Below are 25818 nucleotides of genomic sequence, written 5' to 3'. Positions count from 1 at the left end.
TTGAACCCACAGCGATTTTTAGCAGCCGATTAGCACCAGCGGTTGTCACACCAGCGGCTTGCCCGCAGGATGTTCACTGCCCCCTGCTTATAGGAAAACATCATGTCTCTTTCTGCGGCACACAAGCGCGTGCTCATCGCCGGATCGGTTGGCAATTTTATTGAGTGGTATGAATTTGCCGTTTACGGTTTTATGGCCACGCTAATGGCTAAAAACTTCTTCCAGCTGGAGGGAGAAAGTGCCCTCACCAGTCTGATTCTGACTTATGCGGCATTCGCCGTGGCCTTCTTTTTCCGACCTTTAGGCGCGGTGGTGTTCGGCAGGCTGGGCGATCGTTATGGACGCAAACCGGTGCTGATCGCTGTGTTGATATTGATGACGCTCGCGACCGCTGCGATCGGTCTGGTGCCGGTTTATGCCTCCATTGGGGTTGCCGCACCGCTGCTGATTACCGCGTTACGCATCCTGCAAGGCTTGTTTGCGGGCGGAGAATACGGCGGCGCAGTTTCGCTGATGACGGAGTTTGCGCCGCCTGGCAAACGCGGCTTTTACGGAGCATGGCAGTCTCTGACCGTGGCGTTTGGATTACTGGCGGGCGTGGCCGTGGTGGCGGTTTTGCCGTTGATCATCGGAGACGCCGCGATGAGTGACTGGGGCTGGCGCATTCCTTTCCTGCTTGCACTGCCGCTAGGCGCCATCGCACTTTGGCTGCGTTCAGGCTTAGAAGAGTCTCCACAGTTTGCGCAAGCCACCGAGGCAGAAAGCGCGTCGGTCGGCGCCACTGCGCGTGCCATTGTGCTGGGTATCGGACGACTGATGGTGTGGTCCGCGGCGGGTTATACCTATCTGGTGATTATGCCGACGTATCTGCAGGCTGCGCTGCATACCGGCTTCAATCAGGCGCTGCTGATTGCGGTGATTTCTAATCTCGGTTTCGCGGCCACTATCCTGCCTGCCGGTATTCTGAGCGATCGCGTGGGAAGGCGCGCCGTAATGTTACTGGCGACGTTTTTATTGCTGGTGCTGGCCTTCCCGCTGCTGAAAGTATTGCAGGACCCACAAAACGGCTTGCTGATCAAGGCGGCGGTGGTGTTTGTGGCCGGGGCATTGGTCGGCATGCTTGCAGGTCCGGGGCCCGCGATGCTGGCGGAAATGTTCCCGACGCGCGTGCGCTACACCGGGCTCGGATTAGCTTATTCGCTGTCGAATGCGCTGTTTTCTGGTTGCGCGGGGCTGATTATTACCGGTTTGATGAAACAGACGGGCAATGCGGATATTCCGGCATGGTATGTGATGGGTACGGCGCTGGTGAGCTTTGTCGCGCTGTGGACATTGAATAAAGACGATCACCGCAGGCCGTTATAACCATGAAGAAAAGGGAATTTATCACGCAGGATCTGCTGAGCAAGATCTACCAGACTGCCAGCGTACCTTTGCAGAAATTGCCAGCGGAGCGCGAGTTGGCAGAGGAGTATGGCGTGTCTCGCTATACCATCCGCGAGGCGCTCAAGAAACTGGTGAGTATTGGCATCGTTCGTATTGTGCAGGGTTCAGGGATTTACATCAGCGAAAATGCCCGAAGCAATCCGCTGGTTTACAACTCGATTACTGAAAAGCGTTTTGATCAAATGCGCTACCAACTGCTTAGCCTGCACAAGCGATTACCTGATAAAGAGCAGCAACAGGTATTTGGCATCGATGGCAATGCGTGGCTGTGGTATTTCTGCCGACTGCGTTATGTCGAGGAGCGCTGTACGCAAATTGAGACCTCATGCTTACCCCTGGCGCGTTTTCCCGACCTTAACCAACGTGTAATTGAAAGTTCTCTGCAACGCTATGTCATCGCGAAAGGTTACATCCCTTCGCACTTCCTGACGCACTATCAGGCGGTGAACGTGGATAAAGAGCAGGCGGCACAACTCGGTTGTAAGCGAGGCACCGCTGCAATGAAAATAACCAATCGCGGAATCTTAGCGGGAGGCGAAGTGTGGGTGCAGAGCGAAGTGATCGATATCCACTACGAATGCACCTACGTCACGCCGTTCAACGCCGATAATCTGCGCTTTCGCAGTGGAGATTAAGGCGTGTGGATGGCGCCATTGGGCAGCCGACTCTGAGTCCACTCGTGCGCGCGATAGACGACGGGAAATTGTGCCAGCGCCGCTTCATCGACCTGAATGCCAATGCCTGGACGATTAACGGGGTACATGTAACCGCCCTCAGCATGTAAGGCATTCGGGAACACCGCCAACGTGTTTTCTTGCGGCGGAATAAATTCCTGAATCGCCGCATTATGAAGATGGATGTTGAGATGCGTATTGACGGCAACGCCCACTGGCGTCATGTCTGGCGGCCCATGCCACGCCAGACGCACACCAAATGCCTGACACAGTACTGCCAGCTTAAGCGCAGGGGTAATGCCACCTATTTGTGACACATGGCAGCGGATAAAATCGATTTGTCGATTAACAATCAGGTCATGCCATTCAGCGGGATTGTTAAATAACTCACCCAGCGCCAGCGGCACGCTGCTGTGAGTACGAATTTGCGCTAACCAGCCACTCTGTTGCGGTGACACAATATCTTCCAAAAACCACGGCTGATAGGGTTCCAGCGCTTTCGCCAGTTGGATCGCCTGCTGCGGAAACAGCCGCTCGTGCACATCATGCAGGATGTGAAAACGCTGCCCATACTTCTCCCGCAGCGCTTTAAACATGGCGACCGTGTTCGCCATATATTCATCTTGATCGTAATAAGCGCCGGGCGTGGGTTCACGCGTTTGATGCAGATCTTGTGGCGTGCCGCCATAAAAACCCAGTTGGCAGCGAATATAGCGATATCCCTGTTCCAGCAGCGCATCCACCTGCGGGAACAGTTCATCCATGCTCTCGCCCGCTGCATGACTGTAGACGGGAATAGCATCCTTAGATTTACCGCCGAAAAGTTGATAGAGCGGCATATTCGCCAGTTGCGCTTTGATATCCCAAAGAGCCATATCGACGCCCGCAATGGCGTTATTCATCACCGGACCATTTCGCCAGTAAGCGTTGACCTGCATCATCTGCCAGAGATCTTCGATATGGTTACCATCGCGCCCCATCAATAGCGGTTTGAGATACTCATCCACCATAGTTTTCACCGCCAGCGGGCGCTGCTGAAAAGTGGCGCAGCCATAACCCACAATATTCTTGTCTGTGGTGACTTTAACCAACACTAAGTTGTGACGGTCTGGGCGGGTGATAAAGCATTCTACGTTGGTGATCACGGTGGGTGTCATGGTCGCTCCTGACGGCTGACTGAATAGCGAGTTCAGTGACCATTATTTCCGCGCTTCTGCCCTCTTTTCCAGCACTTTATTTTGGTCTGAATGCAGGCGGTAAATGACAATAAAAACAGACCAATTTAACGCTTATTGGGCAACAACCCCTCATGTGAGTTGATTCTGTGAGTAGCATCACTTTTTATTGGTTTGTTTATGTCGGACGCCTTCCCGTAGACTTTCACCGCAATGACCTTGCCCATATCAGGGCCGAGAAGGAGCGGGAAAATGAGTAATCCAACCATAATTGATACGCTGATACAGGCTGTTGGCGGTCGAGATAATATCAATAAAGTTTGGCACTGCATGACCCGCCTGCGTTTTGATTTAGTGGATGATGCGAAGATCAATCAACAAGTGATTACTCAGTTGCCTGGTGTGCTGGGTGCTCAGCTGCAAAGCGAGCAGTTTCAGGTCATCATCGGCCCGCAGGTGAATCACTGGTTTCAGCAAATCAATGGTGATGTGGCTGCTACGCCTCAGCGTGAGCAACCGGCCAAGGCGCAAAAAGGGCTTATCTCGCTCTTTATGGATACCGTCTCTGGCGTGTTTGGTCCCATCGTGCCAGCCATCGCCGGTGCCGGGATGATTAAAGGCTTGCTGGCCGGTTTCATTGCCATGCAGTTGCTATCGGCGAAAAGCGATACGGTGATCGTGATCGACTTGATTGCCAGCGGGGTGTTCTGGTTTCTGCCCTTTTTTCTCGCCATCTCCGCCGCAAAGATGTTTAAGACGAATGAATATTTAGCGGCAGCGGTCGTGGCCTGTTTGATGTACCCCAGTTTAATTGATGCGGCAAAACAGCTGGCAAGTGGTGCTCCCGGCGCCGTACAGGCTTACTGGTTTGCCGGTGTTTTACCGGTCTCGGTGTTTAACTACGCATCGAGCGTCATACCGGTGATTTTCTCCGTGCTGGCGCTCAGTTATATCCATCGCGCCGTTGACCGCATCATGCCGCAGGTACTGAAAACCGTCTTCACTCCAACCCTGACACTGTTTATCACTGCCCTCGTGGCGTTGGTGGTAATTGGTCCGGCGGGGATCTGGTTAGGGAAAGGATTGGCATGGTGCATTCAGGGACTCTTTGACACCTCATCGGTGCTGGCGGGATTGATTGTCGGCGCTATTCGTCCGGTGGCTATCCTGACCGGAATGCACCACGCCATGACGCCGATTGCGTTGCAAAACTTCAGTGAGCATGGCTATGACATGCTGATGCCGATGATGTGTATGGCTAACATGGCTATTGCAGGGGCGACCTTTGCTATCTGGTTCCAGAACCGTCATCGCGAGGATCGCACCGTCACGCTGTCTGCGGCGATTTCTGCTTTGCTGGGGATTACCGAACCGGCACTGTTTGGTGTGTTGACGCGCGAGAAACGCGCTTTTGTGGCCGCGACCATCGCCAGCAGCATCGCTTCAGCATTCATCGCATTCTTTGGCGTGAGGTTGTTTGGCTACATTCTTTCCAGCATTTTTAGCTTGCCGGCGTACATTGGCCCCTGGTTCCCCTATGCCATTAGCGGCGTGCTTATCTCGTTAACATTGTCGTTTAGTCTGACGCTGTTACTGGTCAGGCGTCAGCCGGAGATGTGACGTCACGAAGAGGCACACCGGTTAGGCGTGCCTCTTGAACATTTAGGCTTGTCGAACGCCCTGCAAGCGGAACTGCGACACTAATCTCTCCAGCATCATCGCCTGCTCTTCCAGCGAGTTTGCCGAGTGCGAGGATGCACTGACCAGTGTGGCGTTTTGCTGGGTAGTGGTATCGAGTTCACCTACCGCGCGAGCAATTTGCTCAATACCCCGGCTTTGCTCATCGGAAGCAGCAGAAATCTCCTCCATGATCTCATTCACGCGGGCAATGCTGCCGAGGATTTGATCCATAGTTTCACCGGCACGCGCCACCTGCTGATGACCATTGCTGATGCGGCTCACCGACTCACTGATCAACTGTTCGATATCTTTTGCTGCACCTGCGCTGCGTTGTGCCAGATTGCGCACTTCGCTGGCGACGACCGCAAAACCGCGGCCTTGCTCACCGGCACGGGCGGCTTCAACGGCAGCGTTCAGTGCCAGAATGTTGGTCTGGAAGGCAATGCTGTTAATGACGGCAGTGATATCCGCAATTTTCTTCGAGCTGTCCGAGATATCGCCCATGGTGCTCACTACATCGCGTACCGCTTTGCCGCCCTGGTTGGCATTATGCGAAGCTTCTGCGGCGATCTTGCTCGCCTGTCGGGCATTTGCGGCGTTGTTTTTAACGGTGGCCGTGAGCTGCTCCATGCTGGCAGCCGTTTCCACCACCGCCGCTGCCTGCTGTTCAGTGCGGGATGACAAATCCAGGTTGCCCTGGTTAATCTCGCTGGCGGCTTGCGACACGCTGCTGACGCTACTCAACACATCCCCAATCATGCTGCGCAAACGATCGTTCATCCGCCCCATCGCCGACGTCAGCTTACCGAGCTCATCGTGTCGATCGGTGGCGAACTGCGAGCTTAAATCGCCGCTGGCAATGCGCTCCGCCAGCTCAAGGTTGTGGAACACCGGGCGCGTAATCTGACGGATGATGTACCACGCCACCAGCACGCCAAACAGAATGGCCAGCCCACCGATCAGCAACGACAGCGTAGCTGAACCGTTCGCCAGTTCATCATTGCGCGTTTTAACGATAGTAATGATCTTTTTGATCGCCGCGCTGCTCTTATCACCCGCCACTTTTACCGTGTCTTCTGACGCGCGCAGCTGACCGTAGCTATCGGCAGCTTGCAGGCTGAGATCTTTGAAACGTTCCGTGTCCTGCCACAGCGCGTTGAAACCGCCCTGCTGCTCCGGTGGCAACTGAGCCAACAAGGCTTTCATGCCCTGATCGGCCTGCTGGAAATGGGTTTGCAAGGTATTGCGCAGAGTATCAGTGACATTGAAGCGCAGCGCCCAGGCTTCTTCACGCACGTTGCTGATAGCAAATAACAGTTCGTAAATCTGGTTGGTCAACTCAGGATTGGTCACCGGTGTGCGGATCAACTGCGTGTAGCGCGATGTCATATCCTGCTGACTCAGGGAATCGAGCTGTGCACGCTGGCTATTCAGCTGCTGCGTGGCTTGCGTCATCGCGCGAATGCTGTTCTGGAAGCTGGCGAGATGGGTATCCAGTTCATCCACCAGCGCGCGGGCATTGTCTGTCCAGGAGAGTTGTTTGGCTTCGCGATTGAGCTGTTGGGCATGCGCCACGTAATCAGCCATCACTTTGCCCGATTTATCATCACCATAGAGATATTTGAGGCGGTTAATTTTGGCCTGGAACACCTCAATGTTGATGTCGTAAATCAGATTGGTTTTCTGGTAAATATCGTGAATCGCATTGAAGCGCTGCACGCTAATTCCAGTGGCTAACGCCACCAATAGCAACACAATGCCAAATCCTGCTGACAATTTTCGGGTGATGCGTACATTACGTAAACGGGATACCAGCCCCATGTTCCCTCTCCTGCGAATGTTGTTTTTGTAAATTCTGGTAAGGGAGTTATCGGAGCGAAGCGGGATTTGTTTATCGCGGAGATCACAAAAAAGCGATTACAGGATGTTATGCGCCGCCGGGCAGCGGCGCGAGCAGGTTATCGCGCGGATTGCGGGGCTAACTGGCTGATAAACAGGCCTGCCGCACTCACCGCATCCACCGAGATTTTGCCGAGTTGCTGGCGAATGCTGTCGCCAAGCGCGATGGTGGAGAAACCGGTGCAGGAGAAGGCGATCACTTCGATGCCCTCGCGATAGAGACTATCGGCGCAGGCCAGGGCGGCGGCGCGACCTTCGGCAGTTAGCAAGTCCGTGGTGTTCAGCACCCCTTCCGGACGCGCATAACGCACTGATTCACCCAGCAGCTGGCGGAAAGGTGCCGGTGCCACCGCGCCAATGCCCATCACGGCCACAGGACGCTTCAACATGCGCGCAATACTTGCCGATGCCGAACCGGCGCTGATCACCGGAATCGATACCGCATCACGCAGTGCCGCCAGGCCCGGATCGGCCGCGCAACTCAGGAACAAGGCATTGCAACCGTCAGTTTCCAGTTGCTGGCCAAGCACCACGATCTTTGGCACCGCCAGTGCTTCACTGGCATCATCGAAAATGCCTTTGTGCTGATCGGGAATCGCCCGGCTAATGGCGTTAATGCCATATTCCTGATGAATCAGTCGGCCATGCTCTTCGACAAAGTGCTGATCTGGATGGGTTAATACGCGGATGATGCCTAACATGAGGTGTCACTCCTGGTGTGAAGTTGAAGGTGTTTGCTCAAGCAATGCTGTTTTAATTGTGCACAGTAAATTGGCAGGTTTGAACCGTGGAGACAACTGTTGCCTGCCGTCATTCATAAGTCTTTTAACTACAGCAAGCTTCCTGCGTCGCTCATCACCCCGCGTAACCAACGGTGTGCTGCACTGTCCTGCGTCCTGCGGTGCCAGAGCAAATCAAAGGGGATCGAAGGTAATTCTATTGGCGGTTTACACATCACGAACCGATCTTGATGGCCCGATGTCGTCGCCACGCGGCTCAGCACCGTCGCCACATAATCCGTGCCGGGCAGCAAATCAGGTACGGTAAACATGGTAGGCAAAGTCAGGCTGATGTTGCGCGCCAATCCCTGCTCCCGCAGTTTTTGATCCACCAGCCCATATCGGTTGCCTTCCGGGGAGACGAGGATATGTGGCATTGACAGAAATGCCCGCAGGTTCATCTCTTGATGCGCGATGGGGTGATCGCTTCCCACCAGCGTGACAAAGTCATCGCGCAGTAGCGGTTGCGAAAGAATACGGTTCTCGGCTTTGGACGGCGGCACGCCTACAGCAACATCAATTTTCCCCGCATCCAGCAGCGCAACGACCTCATCACGATCGATAAAGTAACGCACATGGATGGTGCAATTGGGTGCCAACGCCGCCAGCTTTTTGGTCAGTGCGGGCAACAGCACGTGCAGCGGGTATTCGGTGAGGCCCAGGGTAAAGCTGCGCTGCTTGTCATTGGGATCAAAGTCCTCCGCCGGCTTCATTAAATGACGCACCTGCCCTAACGCATCAGCCACCGAGATCGCCATTTCCTGCGCCTTTGCCGTTGGCAGCAATCCCTCCGCGCTGCGGATAAACAATGGGTCATCAAATACGCGACGCAAACGAGCCAGCGCTGCACTCATCGCGGGTTGGCTTACGCCCGCCAGCGCCGCTGCTTTCGTCACGTTGCGCTCCATCATCAGGGCGTTAAAGGCCACCAGCAGGTTAAGATCGAAACCATCAAAATTCATATTTTGTATATTGCTCTATACCAATCATTTGTTGGATTGATAGTGGCAGCTTCGGGAATACTGCACAAGCCGGTGAGATGCACCGCTAACTTATTTAAAGAAGGTTTCCGCTATGTCCGTGACACAACAACTCGACCAACGTCTGCAAATAGAACGCGCGGCCGTAGAAAATCTGTACCGTGCGTTTAGTGATAAGAATCCAGACCTGCTGGATCTGGCGGTGACGCCAGATTGGAATGATATTCCGTTGGCTCCAGGTCAAGGACCCGGCCCAGAAGGGTTTAAACCGGTGCTGGCAAGTTTTATCGCCGCTTTTCCGGACATCAACATCATCGTGCACGACATGCTGCAGGAACCGGGCAAAGCGGCGGTGCGTGCTGAAATCACCGGAACACATCAGGGTGAATTTTTGGGTATCGCGCCAACCGGTCGCCGCATTAACGTTCGCCTGCATGAGTTTCACTTGCTGAACGGCGAACGCGTCACGACCACCTGGCACATGGAAGACTGGATGGCGCTATTCCAGCAGATTGGGCAGTTTCCAGCTCCGTAAAACAAGCATTTCAGTTAGTGAATAGATAATCGCGGAAATTCGCTGCCTCGTTAGTCACTAATGATGCAGCGGAGAGTTGGGGACAACAACAAACATCCGACGATTGAACTGTGATCATCTGCGCGGTTTAAGCCAGGCATAATCTTCCGCTGCTATGCTTGGCATCAGTCGTTAACAGTATTCACAGGCGGAACAATGAAAGTCGTGTTATGTGCGTATCACGAGATGGGATGTGCGGCGCTGGAGAGCTTGCAGGAAGTGGGATTCGAGGTGGTGTGCGTCTTCACTCACGCAGGTGCACATCAGGAAAACAGTTTTTTTGACTCGGTTGAAGCCATGGCGCTGCAGCTGAAGATCCCGGTGTTTTGCCCGGACGATATCAACACGCCAGAATGGATTGCCAAAGTCACCTCGCTGCAACCCGATGCGATTCTCACGCTGTCCTATCGACAAGCCCTCTCCCCCGCATTGATTGCCACTGCCAAAAAAGGCGCATTCAACGTGCACGCTTCGCTGCTGCCCACCTATCGCGGACGGGCGCATCTTAACTGGGTGATTATCCGTAATGAGCGTGAAACCGGGGTGACGCTGCATCGCATCAATGATGTCCCAGACGGTGGCCCGATACTGGCGCAGAGCCGTGTCGTTATCACCGATGAAGATGAAGCGCTGTCTCTCCATCGCAAACTGGTGCGCACCACGCGCGAACAATTGCCAGGCTGGCTACGCGCTCTGCGGGCGGGTAGTTTGATTGAGCGTGCGCAGGATGAAAGTCTCGCCAGCGAACCGGGGCAACGAAAGCCTGAGGATGGGCAGATTCACTGGCATCAATCTGCCGATGAGATTCATGCTCTGATTCGCGGCGTCGCTTATCCGTGGCCAGGTGCGTATAGCCTGATGGGAGAGCAGCGTTTTACCGTGTGGAAAAGCCGCGTAATTACCCAGCCGCATCAGCACGCACCGGGCAGCATTATTTCCATCGATCCGCTTTATATCGCCTGTGGCGAAAATGTGCTGGAAATTGTCGCGGCGGGATTATCTCATCACGACAATTTCAGTGCGGCGCAGCTGATGCAGCACTTCTCGCTGAACGTGGGAATGCAGCTGAAGTAATTTTGAGCTGGCGATTTCAGGCTGAAATCGCCAACTTTTATCACCAGCGAGTCGCTGCCATATCAATCACAAAGCGATACTTCACATCGCCTTTCAGCATGCGCGCAAAGGCATCTTCAACCGCTTCACCGGCAATCAATTCGATATCTGCCGTGATGTTGTGCTCTCCGCAGAAATCCAGCATCTCCTGCGTCTCTTTGATGCTGCCGATGGATGAGCCACTGATGCTCAAGCGACGGAAGACCATCGGGGTGACGTCAGGTGCCTGATGCGGTTGTTCTGGAATGCCCACCAGCACCAAACGGCCATTGGTTTTTAAGGTCGCGAGGTAAGGATCGAGATCGTGGGGCGCGGAAACGCAGTCGATAATGAAGTCGAGAGAGGTTTGCGCCGCCGCCATCTGATCGGCATCGCGCGAAACCACCACTCGGCTGGCCCCAAAGACGGCGTGCATCGGCACCTTTTTCTGGTGAGGTGGTAAACAGCGTGACTTCCGCACCCATCGCGCTAGCCAGTTTCACCGCCATATGGCCTAAGCCACCTAAACCGACCACGCCAACTTTGTCACCTGCCTGCACCTTGAAGTGACGCAGCGGCGACCAGACGGTGACGCCTGCACACAGCAGTGGCGCGACCCCCGCCAGCGGCAGGTTCTGTGGCACTGACACCACAAAATGCTGATCGACTACCACATTCTGCGCGTATCCGCCCCAGGTACTGTCGCCGGTGTGTTTATCAATCCCGTTGTAGGTGGCGGTAAATCCGGCTTCGCAGTACTGCTCTTCCTGCTGCTGGCAGAAATGGCATTCGCGACAGGAATCGACCATCACGCCAACACCTACCACATCGCCAATCTTGAAGTTTGTGACCGCCGCACCGGTTTCACGCACGCGACCGACAATTTCATGGCCCGGCACCAGAGGGTAGCGGCTCACCGCCCATTCGTTACGCGCCATATGCAGATCGGAGTGGCAGACGCCGCAATAGAGGATATCGATTTTAACGTCCTGCGGTTGCAGTGGACGCAGCGCGATCTGGCTGGAGACTAAAGGTTTTGCCGCGTCGTGTGCGACTAATGCGTTGATTTTCATGGTGCCTCCGCAAGGTGCTGGCGTTATTGAGTTGAAGGCGGCAGACTATAGTCAACGTGGTGCAAAAATGATAGTAGTCACTATTTGGTGACCATAAAGGAGCGAGACTGATGCCAGCCTGGGTTGACGGTAAACTGGTTTTTTATGCGGATTCACCGCCGCGTCGCTTGATGGACCTGTTCTCGCAGAAATGGAACAGCATGGTGCTGCATGCGCTTTATCACTGGCCGGGACAGCGTGCGCGCACCGGGGAACTGCAGCGCAGTTTGCAGGGTATTTCGAAGAAAATGCTGTTTCAGACACTGAAAGAGCTGGAGCAGCGCGGACTGATTGCCCGCCACGTCTATGACGTTATCCCGCCCAAAGTGGATTACCGCTTAACACCGCTGGGACAGACCTTCGCAGCGCCGATTGAGCAGATGTACCAGTGGGGATTGGATAATCAGGCAGCGTTGGATGCGATGGAAGCTCACTTACAAGCGGCTACGGACGCGCCATCAGACGCGCCACCGTCTCCCGATCCCTCGGCAAGCGTGGGTTAAACACCACCAGACTCAAACCGGGCTTACCCTCAACGGCGAAGGTGCTGTATTCCAACTCCAGCACACCTTCGTCTGGCAGCCACAGTTGCTTTATCCCTTCGCCATGCTGACTCACCTCTTGCGATTGCCACAGCTGTCGGAAGGTTTCACTCATCGCGCTGAGTTCTTCCACCAGCGCGCGCACATGCTCGCTGGCACCGGTGCGCGCCACGTCGGCACGGAAATTTGCCACCATACCGCGCGTGACCTGATGCCAATCCGGCAGACGCTTTTTCATCTCTTCGTTGCTGAACATCATCAGCAGAATGTTGCGCTGTTCCGGCGGCAGCTCGGCGTAATCCACAAACACCCTGGTTGCTGCGTGATTCCACGCCACCACCTGCCACTCGGCAGTTTTCACCAGTGCAGGCGTGTGCGTCATGCTGTCGAGGACGCGTTGCAACGAGGGGGAAACATCCACGCCCGCCTGCCAGGTGACGCCCGGCAACCGATTTTGCGCCAGCAGAAACAAGTGATCGCGCTCGGCGGCAGTTAATTCCAGCGCTTTAGATAATCGTTCCAGCACCTCTTCGGAAGGTGCTCCGCCTCGGCCCTGCTCTAACCAAGTGTACCAGGTTGTGCTGACGCAGGCGCGCACCGCCACCTCTTCCCGGCGTAATCCGGGGGTGCGACGGCGCAACAAGGGATAACCCAGTTTGCCGGCATCCAGCCGCTGACGGCGTTCGCGCAGGTAGTTACCGAGGAGATTGTCGTCTTGCAAGATCATGGCGTTATCCTGTTAGTGCATATACCTGTATAAGCTCACGACTTTTCGCCGCGCCGCAGACTTTTATCATAGTGCTTCAACAGCCAGAGATGGGAGTACGAATATGCGACTTTTTGTGACCGGCGCGAGCGGCTTTATCGGTTCCGCCATCGTAAAAAAACTGCAGGCACGCGGAGTGGATGTGCTTGGACTGGCGCGCAGTGACGCGTCGGCTGAGAAACTGCACCAGCAAGGTGTGCAGGTGATTCGCGGCGATTTAGAAGATATCGCCAGCCTGCGCAGCGCCGTTGAACAGAGTGACGGTGTGATCCATGCAGGCTATATCCATGATTTCAGCCGCATGGATCACGCAGCGGCTATCGATCAGCAGGCGATTCTGGCGATGGGTGAAGTGCTGGCCGGATCCAATCGTCCATTAGTGGTGACCACCGGCACCGCGTTGGTGTCGCCAGGGCGTCTCGCGGTTGAGCAGACTCAACCGGTTTCCGGCGGACATCCTCGCTCTGATTCCAACATCGCCGCTCTCGCGCTGGCGGATAAAGGGGTGTGCATCTCGCTGGTGCGCCTGCCGCCAACGGTGCACGGCGCAGGGGATCACGGTTTCGTGCCGATGATCATCAATATGGTGAAAGAGAAAGGCGCGGCGGTGTATATCGGGGATGGCGCGAATCGTTGGCCAGCGGTGCATCGTGATGATGCGGCTGAGTTGTTCTGCCTCGCCGCCGAGCACGCCGAAGCCGGGACGATTCTTCATGCGATTCAGGAGGAAGGCATCGCATTTCGTCAGATCGCCGAAACCATTGGCGCAGGTTTATCGCTGCCGGTGAAAAGTTTGACGCTGGAAGAGGCGAAAGAGTGGCTGGGCTGGATGGCGTTCTTTGCTTCAATCGATAACCCCGCTTCCAGTGAATGGACGCGCCAGACATTCAACTGGCAGCCCACCGGGCCGGGGTTGCTGCAGGATATGCGCGAGGCGGGTTATTTTTCTCGTTGATTCCGCACCGCCTCTTGCAGGAAATCAATAAACACGCGGCTTCTTGCGGGAAGAAAACTACGTTCCTGATAGAGCAGCGCAATCTCAAGGGGTGCGGGAGCGAGTTCAAGCTCAATCACTTCTAACTGCCCACTACGAATATAAGGCTCACAAGCCTGCGCTGAAAGGATGGCAAACCCGATGCCTTTCAGTGCAGCTTGCATTGCCATCTCACCACTGTCGACACGGAAAGGACTCAGCACATTGATGTGTCGAAATCCTTTGCCAGTGGTTAGAAATTGCCACGCTTGCCCCTGAAGTGCACTAACGGTGGTGATACAGGGCAGAGCCAGCAATTGTTCTGTTTGCGTAGGTCTGGCGTATTTTCGAAGTAAAGTCGGTGCCGCAACAATATGGCAGGGCAATGAAGCCAGCGGTCGGGCTATGACATCACTGCTGGCGCGCGTGCCGCGACTGATATCGATAACAACATCGCAATCATCCCACAGTGCCTCTGCTCCCAGCAGACTGGTAGTGCAATGGAGTTCAATTCTGGGATATCGCAGTGCAAAGTCAGCCAAAAGATTGCCGAAGATCACCGGTCCTACTCCATTCGGCAAACACACGCGAAGCAGGCCTTCAGGCTCAGTTTGCGCGTGGCTTAATCTGGCTTCCGTCTCATTCACCGAGTCCAGCAGTGGTCGCATGCTGTCAAAAAACAACTGCCCTGCCTCGGTAAGCTTCATTTGACGCGTGCTTCGCTGTATGAGTCGCATCCCTAATCGTTCTTCCAGCTGGGAAATCTGACGACTCACATTTGATGCGGGTATATTCAAAGCACGTGCGCCGCCAATAAAACTGCCTTTCTCTGCAACGGTGACGAATACCCTCAAGACATTTAAATCGATTTTGCTGCGCATCCATCATCCCATTTTTGATAATTAATCATCCTATTTTATATCTCTAATCATAGTGATGCACGGGCAATAGACTAAGCCTCCACTAACTTGATGGAGAAAACTATGAACCTCTCTAGCCCTGCATTGGGCTCATCCGCCGTGATGCGCATCGCTTTAATCATCGCGTTTGTACAGTTCACAAATGCACTTGAGTACATGATGTTCAATCCATTGTTCGTCTATATGGCATCTCATTTTTCAGTGCCTGTCACTTATTCAGGTTATGTCACAGGCACTTACACCCTTGCTTCAGTGATATCCGGCTTATGTGTTTGGAAATGGATTAATCGCGTGAGCGCCAAACAATTTTTACTTTGGAATATGGCGCTTTTGGGAGTTCTGACGGTACTGATCACATTTACGAGCAGTTATACCTTGCTCTTGCTTCTGCGATTTATGGCGGGCTTAGCGGGAGGAACAACAATGGGCGTCGGAATGAGTTTGTTAATCAGCCTCGCGCCAGCGGCGTTACAAGCGCGGATGATTGCCACCGTCATCGCCTCTTTCTCTGTAGTGAGCATTGCAGGCATGCCGGCGATGCTGTTTTTGAGCACACATTTCGGCTGGTGTAGTGCACCAAGACTTATTAGCTTGCTGTGCCTGGTGTGTTTAGGGCTTATTGCCCGATTTATTCCTGATGTCGAGAGCAATGGTGTGAATCAAGCATTGATGACACTGACGCCAGAGTGGTTGTTTTTTGCTAGCGGAAACGCCGTCGCGCAATTTACACCTATGCTCATCATCCCTGCATTGGTGCCGATGCTGACCCAACACATGCAGGCTCTCACCGCTTCTCTGCCCACTCTGTTTTTCATTGGTGGCATCGCTGGGTTGTTAGCGACAAAACTCACCGGAAAACTGTTGGCTATCTCGTCCAGCTACAAATTAGCGGTTATCTCAACGCTGATATTGCTGGTCAGCATCCTGCTACCTGTTACAGGTCTACACGCCAGTGGACTTTTTATTGGGCTATTTCTGGGTGGAGCTTATGGGCGATTAGTGGTGGTGTCTTGTGTGACAGCGAAGTTTCCCGATAAGACAAGTCGTGCTGGCTTCCTGACTGTGCAAACGGCGCTGATGTCACTGAGCACCACTCTCGCCTTTTTTCTTTCAGCTATGACCTTTGAAGAGGCATCACTGTTGCCGGTCATGTTCCTGATACTGGCGATAAGCAGCGCATTACTCTTACCCCCAATGGTCAAGAGTATGGAGAAGAGGCTGGCCCGACGCGGAATCTGAAGTGATAAACGTGGCGGCAAAATCTATCTGATATCCAAGTGGAGCTTTAACTAAAGATAAATGTGATAAACCCTGCCGCTATACTTTAATGAGTTAACTAAACGGCTCTTCACGCGCCAGCAAACGCGCAATCACGTTCAACGCACCTTCGTCGTTGTTGCTGTCGGTTTTATAACGCGACACCGATTTCACAGCGTCGGCGGCATTGGCCATCGCGAAGCTGTAGCAGGCCTGACGCAGCATTTCGAGGTCGTTGGCGCTGTCGCCAATCGCCAGCACTTCGCAATCATCGATGCCCCATTTTTCCTGCAGCAGCGCAATACCGTGCGCTTTGTGGCAACCAGGGATGATCAGATCGACAAAGCCAAAGCCGCTGGAGACCGGATGCATGATGTTCTCAATCGCGCCCAGTTCCGTATGTAACCGCTCCATCAGAGCATCAACACCTTCATGTGCCAGGTTCAACGAGAACTTAAAGATGGTGTCATCGATATCGTACAGGTTGTCGCGTATTTCCAGGCGATGATAGTGATTCGCCAGCATCGCAATGACGTCTTCCGGCATCGAGGTGTGCACATAAGCGCCGTTGCGACCGCACACAACGGTGCTAATGTCCGGCTCTTTGGCCAGAATATCCAAAATTTGATGGACACGTTCTGGCGCCAATTCACCGCAGAAGATCTCTTCATTGCTGTCTGACACCCAGGCACCGTTCTCGGCGACAAAGGCGATTTCATCTTTGATATCCGGGAAGTAGCGTTGTAACTGGTAATACTGATTGCCACTGGCGACCACAAAACGAACGCCCTTCTCTTTCAACAAGGCGTACTGGCGCGCAAAACGCTGGGCGTTGTACTGTTTGTTGTCGTCGAGAAAAGTCCCATCCATATCCACCGCAATCATTTTTACTGCCATCTTGCTCTCCCGTATCGTTTGACCAGCATTCCATCCAGCTGTGAAAAGGTTTTCATAGAGCTTACTCGCGGTGTGGATTAATGAGAATGGTAATAATGAGATTGTTAACCGCTTTCAGAGATTTCCAGTGCCATGTTTTACTGCAAATCCGCCCCTTTTTCCCTGATCCAGACACAGAACATGTCTGCCATATCGTGCGCGTAGTCCTGAATTTCTACCTCAGAGCGCGGCGTTTCGGAAAAATGCTTGCCCACGTTACCCAGTGTGCTGTTGATCAGGTCCGCAGCGCGCAGACGTTGTTTCTCTTCCAGATTGGGCAGTAACTCACGCAGAAACTCACTCACCACGTTTTCCCCCGCCGCACGCGCCGCCGCCACTTCCGGAGCATCGCGATACAAGGGAGCCGCATCGTTGAGCGCGGTGCGCATGGCGGCTTCTTCACATTCGGAGTGTAAAAAAGCGAGCGTGAGTTGATGCAGACGTTCACGTGCGGGTACAGCCCGATCGCGCAGGATCGATCCTAAAAGATCGCCGGTGCGTTGCCATTCCTCGCTTTGCAATTGGAAAAGAATAGCCGCTTTATTGGGAAAGTATTGATACAGCGATCCAATACTCACACCCGCCCGTTCTGCCACGCGTGCCGTGGTAAATCGCGTGGCACCCTCCTGCGCTAAAACCTGAGTAGCGGCTTGCAATATTGCGGAAACCAGCTCGCTGGAGCGCGCTTGCTGCGGACTTTTTCTCTTTGAAATCTTATCGTTACGATTTTCAGCCACTTGTCGCTCCCGAACACGAATAGTGAAATGCGAATGATTCATCGTATTCTGTTCGCACAGATTAATCCACGGAGAATCATCATGAACACCTTAACTTCCGCGCCACTGGCGCCGCTGCTGAATTACCTGTTTGAGCTGGCAGACAATCTATCGCATCCGACTAATGAGGCGTTTCGCGTAATGTCCGATGAAGAGCAACATCGCCTGCTGCAAAGCAAAACCGATTACCTCGAACTCTATGGCCACCTGAAAGATGTCCCACTGGCGGTGTCGCGTGAAACCGGCAAATTGCTATACATGCTGGCGCGCAGCAGCAAGGCGCGTGCAGTGGTGGAGTTTGGCACCTCATACGGGATCTCAACGCTGCATCTGGCGGCCGCAGTGCGTGATAACGGCGGCGGGAAGATCATCACCAGTGAGTTTGAGCCGGGCAAAGTGGCACTGGCACGTAATCATTTTGCCGATGCGGGCGTCAGTGATTTGATTGAAGTGCGCGTGGGCGATGCGCTGCAGACCTTAAGCAGCGAGCTGCCAGTTTCAATTGATATGTTGGTGTTGGATGGCGCGAAAGCGATTTACCCTGAAATACTGGCGTTGGTTGAGCCATACTTGCGTCCTGGCGCGCTGATCGTCGCCGATGATGCCGATTTCAGCCCGGAATATCTCGAACATGTACACAGCGAGCGTGGCTATCTGTCGCTGCCCTTTAACGACGGCGTTGAAGTGTCAATGTGGTTGGGGCGTTCACAGTAATCAGCACCCAGAGCCTGCGCTCTGGGTGACTGTTATTTGCGGTACTGCGCTTCAACCCGCTCCTGATTAATCTTCGCATCAATTGAGAGTTCCGCTGTTGGGCGCAATAACAAACGCGCCAGGCCAATCGGATCGCCCGTCTCCCGACAGAAGCCGTATTCACCCTGATGGATACGCTGCATCGCCGCTGCGATTTTGGGTATCAGGCGGCTTTCACGATCAATCTGCCGAAACAACAGACGCAGCTCTTCCTCACGTAGCGCCTTGTCGGCCTCATCTCCTTGCTGTTCATTGCGCTGCAGTTGTGTTTTCAGATAGTCGATGTGATCGAGCAGTTCCTGACGCTCAAAACGTAATAAGCGCAAAAAGAAATCACTTTGGTGAGCATTCATATACGCTTCGGGCGGCATACTCAGGAGGTTTTGCTGCTCCGCTGCTGTGGGTTTGGTCATGTTGAAATTCCTTAACAGCCCTGTGTTAATGTTATATCGTCACATTTCAAATCATTCATTGAGGTTGCTGCGATGAAGACCACTGTTCCTCTGTTGCTTATCGCCATAGCATCGGCAAAAGCAGGTGCCTTTCAGGCAAAGATTGATACGTTAAAACTGGCGCAAAAGCCGGATACCGCAGTGGCCAACGTCGATTTGACGCAGCCTCTGGCGACGGCAGAAGTGCATGCGGCGTTGTTAAAGCCCGTATCCGGCTGCCAGTGTCCGTTCTGTACGCAAATGCGCGCGCTAGCCGGCTAATTCAGGCCGATACACGCGCGACTCGCTGCGGCCAGGGATCGGCAAATTCACCGCCGCTTTGCCACCATGCAATCTCCTCTTCATTGAGAAAGCAGCGTTTCAGGGCGGCGCTGAAGGCTTTCACTTCATCCGGCTCACCAATCACGGTTAAACTACAGCGTCGATCGCCAAATCGCCCCGGCATTTTTGCCACTGCCAGTTCGACCGCCGCGCGCTCCTCTGCCGTTAGCGGACTATCACGATGATTCAGAATTCCCGCTTTCCAGTAACTGATAAATTCCAGACTGATACTGCCGGTAGCCTGATTCCACAACAGTGCCAGGTCATCCCGCGTCGGCAGCCAGAAAAAGCCTTTACTGCGATAGATGCCCGCGCCCATAAAGTGATGGCAGGTATCCCACAATCGCTGCGGATGGAATGGACGATCGTCGTGAATCACTTCGGAAGTCATTTGCCACGCGCCGGGATCAATGACATCCACCTCATCCGCTAATTCTTCAATTAACTGCGCGACCCGTCCGAAATCGTAGGACGGCATCGCCATGAGTTCGCTCAGCAGCAGGTTTCCCCGGGATACCGCCATCACTGCCACATAGGGATTGAGCGGATGAATGGCCTGGGCTATTCGAGTAATGCAGGAAGACGGCAACCGATCATTTTTGGTGAGCAGCAGATGGCTGCAAAACATGATTTGTTCTGCCAGCAGATTCTCGATACGCCGCTCGTGACGAGTCAGATTGGCTTGCAAACGAGGAATCAGCGCCTCGCCCTGCTGGTAATCGTCGTTTAGCATCACGCTGTCGACCAATGATAAGAATCCGTTGAGTTGCACCTCGGCATGGTCGCGGAAATAGCGCACCAGCGGCAACGGATGGCTGCTGCCAGAGGTTTCCAGCAGGATCAGGTCCGGACGATGCGCATTGAGCATCGACGCCAGCGAGGCATTGAGTTTTTCAATGCCGCTTCGGCTGCTGATGTTGTCGGCCGAGAGCGTGATGAAATTGTGTTTACTGGTGTTGACGATTTCAGTGTTGGCAATCAGCACGCCATCGACGTCCAGTTCGCTCATATCATTGACGATGACGCAGACTGCAAGTTGCTGTTTATGAGCCTGAATCAGCAGGCTTTTTAATAGCGTCGTTTTTCCTGCACCGAGAAAACCGTTGAGAATGGTGAGGGGGATTTTTTGCATCGTGACCTCTTGCTGCCGCAGCATTTTTTGGTCGCCATAAATGGCGCCCCTACGAATACCCGGAGGAGTAACGCAGGGTGCGCATTTATCACTGTTACCTGTGTGCCGGGTTAAAAGTGTTACCTGTGTGCCCGGTTTTAATCTTTATCCATCAACGCACAGAAAGATTTATGGCCTGTCATTAGTGAAACCAGGGGTCAAACGGGTCCGGATATTCGGCCCAGTTTTCCGGCCCCTGCGCCATCTCTTCATCAGTCAGCAGCGCATTCTCCAGCTGGCTGCGCAGACGGGCTTCATCCATCTCAATACCAATAAACACGATTTCCTGCCGCGCATCGCCGGTGCCCTCGACCCAGTTCTGCATGATGTATTCCAGCGTTTCTGGATCTTCTGGCCAGCGCTCTTTCGGCGCGCTTGCCCACCACATGCCCGCCAGGCCCTGACGCGTCACGCCACCGGCCTGTGACCATGAACCGGCATAGCGCGGGCGGCTGGCGAGCCAGAAGAAACCTTTAGACCGCACCACACCTTTGAGATCACCTTCGATCACGCTGGCGAAGCGGGTGGGATGGAAGGGACGACGCGCGCGAAACACGAAGTTGCGAATGCCGTACTCTTCGGTTTCTGGCGTATGTGAACCGCGCAGTTCTTGCAGCCAGCCGGGTGCTTGTGAGGCCGCTTCGAAATCAAATAAGCCAGTGTTTAGCACCTGATCCAACGGCACTTTGCCAAATTCAGAGGTGACAATGCGTGCGCGCGGATTGAGCGAGTAAAGGATTGCCAACAAACGGGCTTTTTCCGCTTCATCAATCAGATCGGTTTTGTTCAGAATCAGCACATCACAGAATTCAATCTGATCCACCAGCAGATCCACCACCGTGCGTTCATCTTCTTCACCCAGCGACTCACCGCGGGATTTGATGCTTTCGTTGGATTCGTAATCGCGCAGGAAATTAAAGCCGTCCACGACCGTGACCATGGTGTCCAGAGCAGCGACTTCCGACAGGCTCTGACCGTCTTCATCGGCAAAGGTAAAGGTTTCCGCCACCGGCAGTGGCTCGGAAATACCGGTGGATTCGATCACCAGGTTATCAAAACGGCCATCTTTTGCGAGACGATCCACCTCCAGCAGCAGATCTTCACGCAGCGTGCAGCAGATGCAGCCGTTGCTCATCTCCACCAGCTTCTCATCGGTGCGTGACAACTCCGCCCCGCCCTCACGCACCAGGGCGGCATCGATATTCACTTCCGACATATCGTTGACGATCACCGCCACGCGGCGACCTTCGCGATTATTGAGAATGTGGTTAAGCAGCGTGGTTTTGCCTGCACCGAGAAAACCGGAGAGAACAGTAACCGGCAACTTTTTAAAATTCGGGGATAATGATGACATTGCAACTCCTTCAACATGACAAATGCTGCTGCGGTGACATGCCACAGCCAACGTTATAATTGTTATGTTATAACATAACAAATGCTGTTGTCATTGCGTCGGAGTAAGATTGTTGCGTGAGGCTAAAAAAACGGGCCTTTACGGCCCGCTAGTCAGCATTACTTGTTGTCGGGATAGCTCAGATCGATCGCTTCATCCGGCAATTTGGTGAATTTTTTCACGATGGTACGGAAATCAGCGTTCGGCGTCAGGTCGGCAAACTGTTGCGGGTAAAGGTCTTTTGCCAAAATTTCCATCCCCACGATGTTGTAAGGGTGGTTATAGAAATGATGGTACACGCCATAAACGCGGCCATTTTTCACCGGCTCGATCTGTGCCAGACCGGTACGTTTTAGCAGCGTCTGGAAAGTGGCATTCACCTCTTTCGGCTGCACGCCGTAACCAAATGGCAGCACGTTGGTGTTAGGACGTTTTGAACCGGTCATGATGTAAACATCCGGTTTCATTGCAATAATTTTTTCCAGAGCGATAAAACCAACGTTGCCCGGCAGCAGCTCGGAACCAATATTCTTACCGCCTACGGCTTCGACTAATCCGCCCCAGCCATTGTGACTATGAGTGAAGCAGCAGTTATCGCTGTTACCGGCAATCGGCTCGATAAACACGGTAGGTTTGTTCTTCACCTCAGCGACGCCTTTAGTGATGCGATCGAATTTCTGCTGATAAAAATCGGTGTAGGCCTTAGCCTGGCTTTCACGGTTTAACACTTTGCCCAACAGCGTTACGCTCGGCGCGGTGTTTTGTGCCGGATGCAGTTCATAATCTACAAACACCACGGGAATATGCAGATTGCTCAGGGTACTCAACACGCCTGATTGTTGCAGCGCCGGCTTGGCACGCAGTTGGGCAATCATCAAATCCGGTTTCTGCGCCAGCACGCTTTCCAGGTTCACCTGACCCTGGTCGCTGAATCCCATATCAACAATTTTGGTCGCTTCTGGCCATTTGCCCTTCAGCAGATCCCAGGTTTGGGTGTCTTGTTTCTTCGGCAGGTTATTCCACGCCACCACACGCTTGAACGGGTCATCACGATCCAGCAATGCCAGCGTCAAGATATCGCGGCCATCCTGCAGGATGATGTGTTGCGGTTCTTGATTGATGGTTTGCGTGTGGCCGTCCATGTCGGTGACGGTCAGCGGGTAAGTGGTGGCCGAAGCCGCGGTGGAAGCCAGTAACCCCATTGCCAGTAGCAGGCGCGTTTTCATCCTAAAACTCCATGGTAAAAAGAATAGTTATTATTATCAATTACCTTAACACAACCTTAAGGGGCGAAAATAAACGCCAGAACAATGGGTTGTAACCGGATATTAATGCTGAGTGAAGAGGGTTGGATGGTGGATAGTGGATGGTGGATGGTGGATGGTGGATGGTGGATGGTGGATGGCGGATGGCGGATGGCGGATGGCGGATGGCGGATGGCGGATGGCGGATGGCGGATGGCGGATGGCGGATGGCGGATGGCGGATGGCGGATGGCGGATGGCGGATGGCGGATGGCGGATGGCGGATGGCGGATGGCGGATGAATTATCCGTTCCCTGCTGGCAGCGTGCAATCCGCCGCCGCAGGGAAATGCGATTCAGGTGAAATCGGACAGCTTCTGCCCTGAGGTAATGAGTTCCTGCAATAACATCTGCCGGCGCTCTTGTGGCGTATCACGGCTGACCATAAAGCAGATGGCGGCAACGGCCTGGCCGCTGCGAGAACGGATCGGCGCGGCCATGCAGCAGGTAAAGCTTTCAGAAAGGCCTTCCGTCATGCAATAGCCCAGTTTGCCCGCATGATGGATCTCATTGAGAAAAGCCTGTTTATCGAGAATCTGCCCGCTGGCAAGCCGGTAATCTTCTTCAGGAATCAAATCGAGGATCGCACTATCAGACCAATTGCTCAGCAGTAAGCGACCCGTAGCAGTCCAGGTGATTGGCACGCGCACGCCGATATCCGAGGTGATTTTGAACGGATGCGCATTGCTTTCGGAAAGCACCACGGTGTACTTGTTGCCTTCCAGCATGCAAAGCTGCACGGTTTCGCCATGCCGCGCCACAATCTCCACCATCAACTGATGCGCGCGACGGATCAGATCGTTATGCGCCATGTAATCCGCACCGTAATAGTGCATCTCGCGACCAAAGAACACCGCACCCTCTGCATCTAACTCCACCAGTCCGGCTTCACTGAGCAGGCTGACCAATTCATAGACGCTGGATCGAGGTGCGCCGGTGGCATCGATCAAATCCCGCATCGCCATCGGCTGACGGGCAGTATGTAACTGACGGAAAATATCGATAACCCGGTCAACACCTCGCGCCCGTGACGGTTTTTCATCCGGCATACGCTCACTCCCCTGTTGCATTGGTGCGATTGGAATACATGAAAAAAGAAAGCATCATACACCCCAACGCAACAATTACCCATCCCCGTAAAAACAAAAATATAGTTACTGCCGTTATATTATGGCGATCTATTTTGGGGCCTCATTTTGGCGCAACGATTTTTCTCTGACATTTAAAATGTTCGACAAAGGTCACATTCTTATTAAACGAAAACATTCAAAGAGATTTATTTTGCGATCCCGATTGCATCACAAAAAATTAAATAGCCGATCACATATTGCAAAAGCAAATCCACTGTGCAAATCTTGCCCTATCCGGTATTGCAGATTCATGTCTGATATATCGGACAAACTAACCACTACAGAAATGAGGCAATTTGCATGACGATAAAACGTTATGGCATTGAAGGCGGCACCGGCACCGGTGGGCAAAAGCTACCCTTCGCCCGTGCGGTAGAGGCTGACGGCTGGCTGTACATCTCGGGCCAGACGCCGATGCGCGACGGTGAAGTCGTGGAAGGCGGCATCATTGAACAGACGCAGTTAGCCTTTGAAAACTGTCTCGACATCATGCGTGAAGCGGGCTATCGCGTGGAAGATGTGGTACACGTCACGGCGGTGTTAACCGACGCACGCTACTTCAGTTCCTTTAATAAAGTATTCAGTGAGATATTCAGCGGAAACCCACCGGCGCGTATTTGTAGCGTGCAGGATTTAGTGGTCGACTGCAAAGTGGAAGTGGATTTCAAATGCTTCCGCGCCGATCGTAAATAATTATTACGATTAAAACAGGCTGGCGTATTTTTAATTTCTTCGCCCACACCAGGACAGCCTGTTATTAATTGATGCTTTTCATTTAGCTGTGAAATATCGGTGAAAGCCGTCTCGTCTAAATTTTATAAGAGAGCATAGAAATGAATACTACATCGCTGAAATTCAGTGCCAAAGCCGTTGCCGGTGCGCTGGTTTTATTGGCTCTGGCAGGGTGTACGCCCACAGAAGAAAAAAAAGAAGCGGGTGCAGCGCCGCAATCGGCTCTGCAGAACGTGCTGCAACGCGGCACGCTGCGTGTCGGTGACTGCCTGAGTTTTGCCCCCTTTGGCTTCTATGACAAAGACGGCAATCCGGATGGATATGACGTCGATCTGGCGAAGGCGCTGGCTAAAGAGATGGGCGTGAAGCTGGAGATGGTGAATACCACCAGCGCCAACCGAATCCCGAACCTGCAAACCAATAAAGTCGATGTGGTGTTCTGTAACTTCACCCGCAATCTGGAACGCGCCAAAGAGATCGGCTTTACCAACCCATATGTGGTGGCGAGTGAAGCGATGCTGGTGCGCAAAAACAGCGGCATCCAATCTGCCCATGATATGGCAGGCAAGACTATCGCCACCGTTAAAGGCTCCACTAACGGTGATGAAGTGCGCAACCTCGGCATCGACGTGAAAATTCAGGAATACGACTCATCACAAGCCGCAATCCTTGCCGTGAAACAGGGTCAGGCCGATGCGATGATCGAGGATAACAACTTCCTTGCGTATCAGGCCAAGCTGGACCCTACGCTGACCGTGACCAACGAAGCGCTGGTGCCGCTGGAATACAACGCCTTCGGTGTGAAACAGGGCGATCAGGTATGGACCAACTATCTGAATGAGTTCCTGTTTGAAATTAACGCCTCGGGTGAAAACGCCCAGCTGTACCAGAAATGGTTCGGTAGCAAGCCGCGTTATCCGCTCAACCCGCAATTTTGATTGATCCGCGGCGCGGCACTCCTTGTCGCGCCGTTTGAAGGAGTC

26 protein-coding genes and 1 pseudogene are annotated in these 25818 nt (G+C 53.5%); 13 read left to right on the top strand and 14 right to left on the bottom strand.

Going from position 1 to position 25818, the window contains the following annotated elements:
* Positions 1-102: 102 nt before the first annotated feature.
* Together ACXI0A_RS24630 and ACXI0A_RS24625 are read left to right on the top strand one after the other, a co-directional pair.
* Positions 103-1365, top strand: coding sequence for an MFS transporter (locus ACXI0A_RS24630; protein ID WP_476146428.1), 1263 nt, complete (start codon positions 103-105; stop codon positions 1363-1365).
* A 2-nt stretch (positions 1366-1367) separates the two neighbouring features.
* Complete coding sequence (locus tag ACXI0A_RS24625) at positions 1368-2081, top strand: UTRA domain-containing protein (RefSeq protein ID WP_476146429.1); 714 nt, start codon at positions 1368-1370, stop codon at positions 2079-2081.
* Here the strand turns inward: ACXI0A_RS24625 and ACXI0A_RS24620 are convergent.
* Complete coding sequence (locus ACXI0A_RS24620) at positions 2078-3277, bottom strand: enolase C-terminal domain-like protein (protein WP_476146431.1); 1200 nt, start codon at positions 3275-3277, stop codon at positions 2078-2080. The genes ACXI0A_RS24625 and ACXI0A_RS24620 overlap by 4 nt on opposite strands.
* A 270-nt stretch (positions 3278-3547) precedes the next feature.
* Between ACXI0A_RS24620 and ACXI0A_RS24615 the strand changes: the two genes are divergently transcribed.
* Positions 3548-4915: a PTS transporter subunit EIIC gene (locus tag ACXI0A_RS24615; RefSeq protein ID WP_476146433.1), complete on the top strand. Its 1368-nt coding sequence runs from the start codon at positions 3548-3550 to the stop codon at positions 4913-4915.
* 42 nt (positions 4916-4957) lie between these two features.
* On the opposite strand, the gene ACXI0A_RS24610 is transcribed toward ACXI0A_RS24615, so the two are convergent.
* The 3 genes from ACXI0A_RS24610 to ACXI0A_RS24600 all read right to left on the bottom strand — a co-directional run bounded on the left by ACXI0A_RS24610 (position 4958) and on the right by ACXI0A_RS24600 (position 8615).
* The gene (locus ACXI0A_RS24610; protein ID WP_476146435.1) at positions 4958-6796 is read right to left on the bottom strand and encodes a methyl-accepting chemotaxis protein; all 1839 of its coding nucleotides are present in this window, start codon (positions 6794-6796) and stop codon (positions 4958-4960) included.
* Positions 6797-6933: 137 nt separating this feature from the next.
* Entirely contained in the window at positions 6934-7575 is a 642-nt protein-coding gene (locus ACXI0A_RS24605; RefSeq protein ID WP_476146437.1) for an aspartate/glutamate racemase family protein, read from the bottom strand.
* A 128-nt stretch (positions 7576-7703) separates the two neighbouring features.
* The gene (locus ACXI0A_RS24600; RefSeq protein ID WP_476146439.1) at positions 7704-8615 is read right to left on the bottom strand and encodes a LysR substrate-binding domain-containing protein; all 912 of its coding nucleotides are present in this window, start codon (positions 8613-8615) and stop codon (positions 7704-7706) included.
* A gap of 112 nt (positions 8616-8727) precedes the next feature.
* Between ACXI0A_RS24600 and ACXI0A_RS24595 the strand changes: the two genes are divergently transcribed.
* Positions 8728-9168 (top strand): ester cyclase, encoded by a 441-nt coding sequence (locus ACXI0A_RS24595; protein WP_476146441.1) that lies wholly within the window; start codon positions 8728-8730, stop codon positions 9166-9168.
* Between the two features lie 195 nt (positions 9169-9363).
* A complete protein-coding gene (locus ACXI0A_RS24590; RefSeq protein WP_476146443.1) occupies positions 9364-10281 on the top strand; it encodes a formyltransferase family protein in 918 nt (305 codons plus the stop codon).
* Between the two features lie 40 nt (positions 10282-10321).
* On the opposite strand, the pseudogene ACXI0A_RS24585 reads toward ACXI0A_RS24590, so the two are convergent.
* Positions 10322-11372: pseudogene (locus ACXI0A_RS24585) on the bottom strand (NAD(P)-dependent alcohol dehydrogenase).
* Positions 11373-11482: 110 nt separating this feature from the next.
* Here ACXI0A_RS24585 and ACXI0A_RS24580 point away from each other — a divergent pair.
* Positions 11483-11914, top strand: a complete 432-nt coding sequence (locus ACXI0A_RS24580) for a winged helix-turn-helix transcriptional regulator (RefSeq protein WP_476146447.1) — start codon at positions 11483-11485, stop codon at positions 11912-11914.
* Here ACXI0A_RS24580 and ACXI0A_RS24575 read toward each other — a convergent pair.
* The gene (locus ACXI0A_RS24575) at positions 11856-12680 is read right to left on the bottom strand and encodes an MmyB family transcriptional regulator (RefSeq protein WP_476146449.1); all 825 of its coding nucleotides are present in this window, start codon (positions 12678-12680) and stop codon (positions 11856-11858) included. The two genes, ACXI0A_RS24580 and ACXI0A_RS24575, sit on opposite strands and share 59 nt — an antisense overlap.
* Positions 12681-12783: 103 nt before the next feature.
* Here ACXI0A_RS24575 and ACXI0A_RS24570 point away from each other — a divergent pair, with 103 nt between their 5' ends.
* A complete protein-coding gene (locus tag ACXI0A_RS24570; RefSeq protein WP_476146450.1) occupies positions 12784-13674 on the top strand; it encodes an NAD-dependent epimerase/dehydratase family protein in 891 nt (296 codons plus the stop codon).
* Here ACXI0A_RS24570 and ACXI0A_RS24565 read toward each other — a convergent pair.
* The gene (locus tag ACXI0A_RS24565) at positions 13659-14573 is read right to left on the bottom strand and encodes a LysR substrate-binding domain-containing protein (RefSeq protein ID WP_476146452.1); all 915 of its coding nucleotides are present in this window, start codon (positions 14571-14573) and stop codon (positions 13659-13661) included. The two genes, ACXI0A_RS24570 and ACXI0A_RS24565, sit on opposite strands and share 16 nt — an antisense overlap.
* Positions 14574-14675: 102 nt before the next feature.
* On the opposite strand from ACXI0A_RS24565, the gene ACXI0A_RS24560 reads away from it, so the two are divergent.
* Positions 14676-15851, top strand: a complete 1176-nt coding sequence (locus tag ACXI0A_RS24560) for an MFS transporter (protein ID WP_476146454.1) — start codon at positions 14676-14678, stop codon at positions 15849-15851.
* A gap of 93 nt (positions 15852-15944) precedes the next feature.
* Here ACXI0A_RS24560 and ACXI0A_RS24555 read toward each other — a convergent pair whose 3' ends face one another.
* Together ACXI0A_RS24555 and ACXI0A_RS24550 are read right to left on the bottom strand one after the other, a co-directional pair.
* Positions 15945-16766: a Cof-type HAD-IIB family hydrolase gene (locus tag ACXI0A_RS24555; protein ID WP_476146456.1), complete on the bottom strand. Its 822-nt coding sequence runs from the start codon at positions 16764-16766 to the stop codon at positions 15945-15947.
* A 137-nt stretch (positions 16767-16903) separates the two neighbouring features.
* Complete coding sequence (locus ACXI0A_RS24550; protein ID WP_476146458.1) at positions 16904-17542, bottom strand: TetR family transcriptional regulator; 639 nt, start codon at positions 17540-17542, stop codon at positions 16904-16906.
* Positions 17543-17623: 81 nt separating this feature from the next.
* Here ACXI0A_RS24550 and ACXI0A_RS24545 point away from each other — a divergent pair, with 81 nt between their 5' ends.
* The gene (locus tag ACXI0A_RS24545; protein ID WP_476146460.1) at positions 17624-18295 is read left to right on the top strand and encodes a class I SAM-dependent methyltransferase; all 672 of its coding nucleotides are present in this window, start codon (positions 17624-17626) and stop codon (positions 18293-18295) included.
* A gap of 32 nt (positions 18296-18327) precedes the next feature.
* On the opposite strand, the gene dksA is transcribed toward ACXI0A_RS24545, so the two are convergent.
* Positions 18328-18747, bottom strand: a complete 420-nt coding sequence (dksA, locus tag ACXI0A_RS24540; protein ID WP_476146461.1) for an RNA polymerase-binding protein DksA — start codon at positions 18745-18747, stop codon at positions 18328-18330.
* Positions 18748-18819: 72 nt separating this feature from the next.
* On the opposite strand from dksA, the gene ACXI0A_RS24535 reads away from it, so the two are divergent.
* Positions 18820-19047: a hypothetical protein gene (locus ACXI0A_RS24535; protein WP_034822387.1), complete on the top strand. Its 228-nt coding sequence runs from the start codon at positions 18820-18822 to the stop codon at positions 19045-19047.
* Between the two features lies 1 nt (position 19048).
* Here the strand turns inward: ACXI0A_RS24535 and ACXI0A_RS24530 are convergent, their stop codons facing one another.
* The 3 genes from ACXI0A_RS24530 to ACXI0A_RS24520 all read right to left on the bottom strand — a co-directional run bounded on the left by ACXI0A_RS24530 (position 19049) and on the right by ACXI0A_RS24520 (position 22897).
* Entirely contained in the window at positions 19049-20239 is a 1191-nt protein-coding gene (locus tag ACXI0A_RS24530) for a GTP-binding protein (protein WP_476146463.1), read from the bottom strand.
* A gap of 181 nt (positions 20240-20420) precedes the next feature.
* Positions 20421-21632 (bottom strand): zinc metallochaperone GTPase ZigA, encoded by a 1212-nt coding sequence (gene zigA, locus ACXI0A_RS24525; protein ID WP_476146465.1) that lies wholly within the window; start codon positions 21630-21632, stop codon positions 20421-20423.
* Positions 21633-21790: 158 nt separating this feature from the next.
* Positions 21791-22897, bottom strand: a complete 1107-nt coding sequence (locus ACXI0A_RS24520; protein ID WP_476146466.1) for an ABC transporter substrate-binding protein — start codon at positions 22895-22897, stop codon at positions 21791-21793.
* A gap of 112 nt (positions 22898-23009) precedes the next feature.
* Here ACXI0A_RS24520 and ACXI0A_RS24515 point away from each other — a divergent pair, with 112 nt between their 5' ends.
* Positions 23010-23216: a hypothetical protein gene (locus ACXI0A_RS24515; protein WP_476146468.1), complete on the top strand. Its 207-nt coding sequence runs from the start codon at positions 23010-23012 to the stop codon at positions 23214-23216.
* A gap of 53 nt (positions 23217-23269) precedes the next feature.
* Here the strand turns inward: ACXI0A_RS24515 and ACXI0A_RS24510 are convergent, their stop codons facing one another.
* Entirely contained in the window at positions 23270-24022 is a 753-nt protein-coding gene (locus ACXI0A_RS24510) for an IclR family transcriptional regulator domain-containing protein (protein WP_476146470.1), read from the bottom strand.
* 381 nt (positions 24023-24403) lie between these two features.
* Here ACXI0A_RS24510 and ACXI0A_RS24505 point away from each other — a divergent pair, with 381 nt between their 5' ends.
* A complete protein-coding gene (locus tag ACXI0A_RS24505; protein WP_224932814.1) occupies positions 24404-24796 on the top strand; it encodes a RidA family protein in 393 nt (130 codons plus the stop codon).
* Between the two features lie 140 nt (positions 24797-24936).
* Positions 24937-25773: a transporter substrate-binding domain-containing protein gene (locus tag ACXI0A_RS24500; RefSeq protein ID WP_476146472.1), complete on the top strand. Its 837-nt coding sequence runs from the start codon at positions 24937-24939 to the stop codon at positions 25771-25773.
* Positions 25774-25818 lie beyond the last annotated feature (45 nt).

This window comes from Pantoea sp. C1E2 (assembly GCF_056491465.1).
The sequence above is the reverse complement of the archived record's forward strand: the minus strand, read 5'-3'. Positions and strand labels throughout refer to the sequence as shown.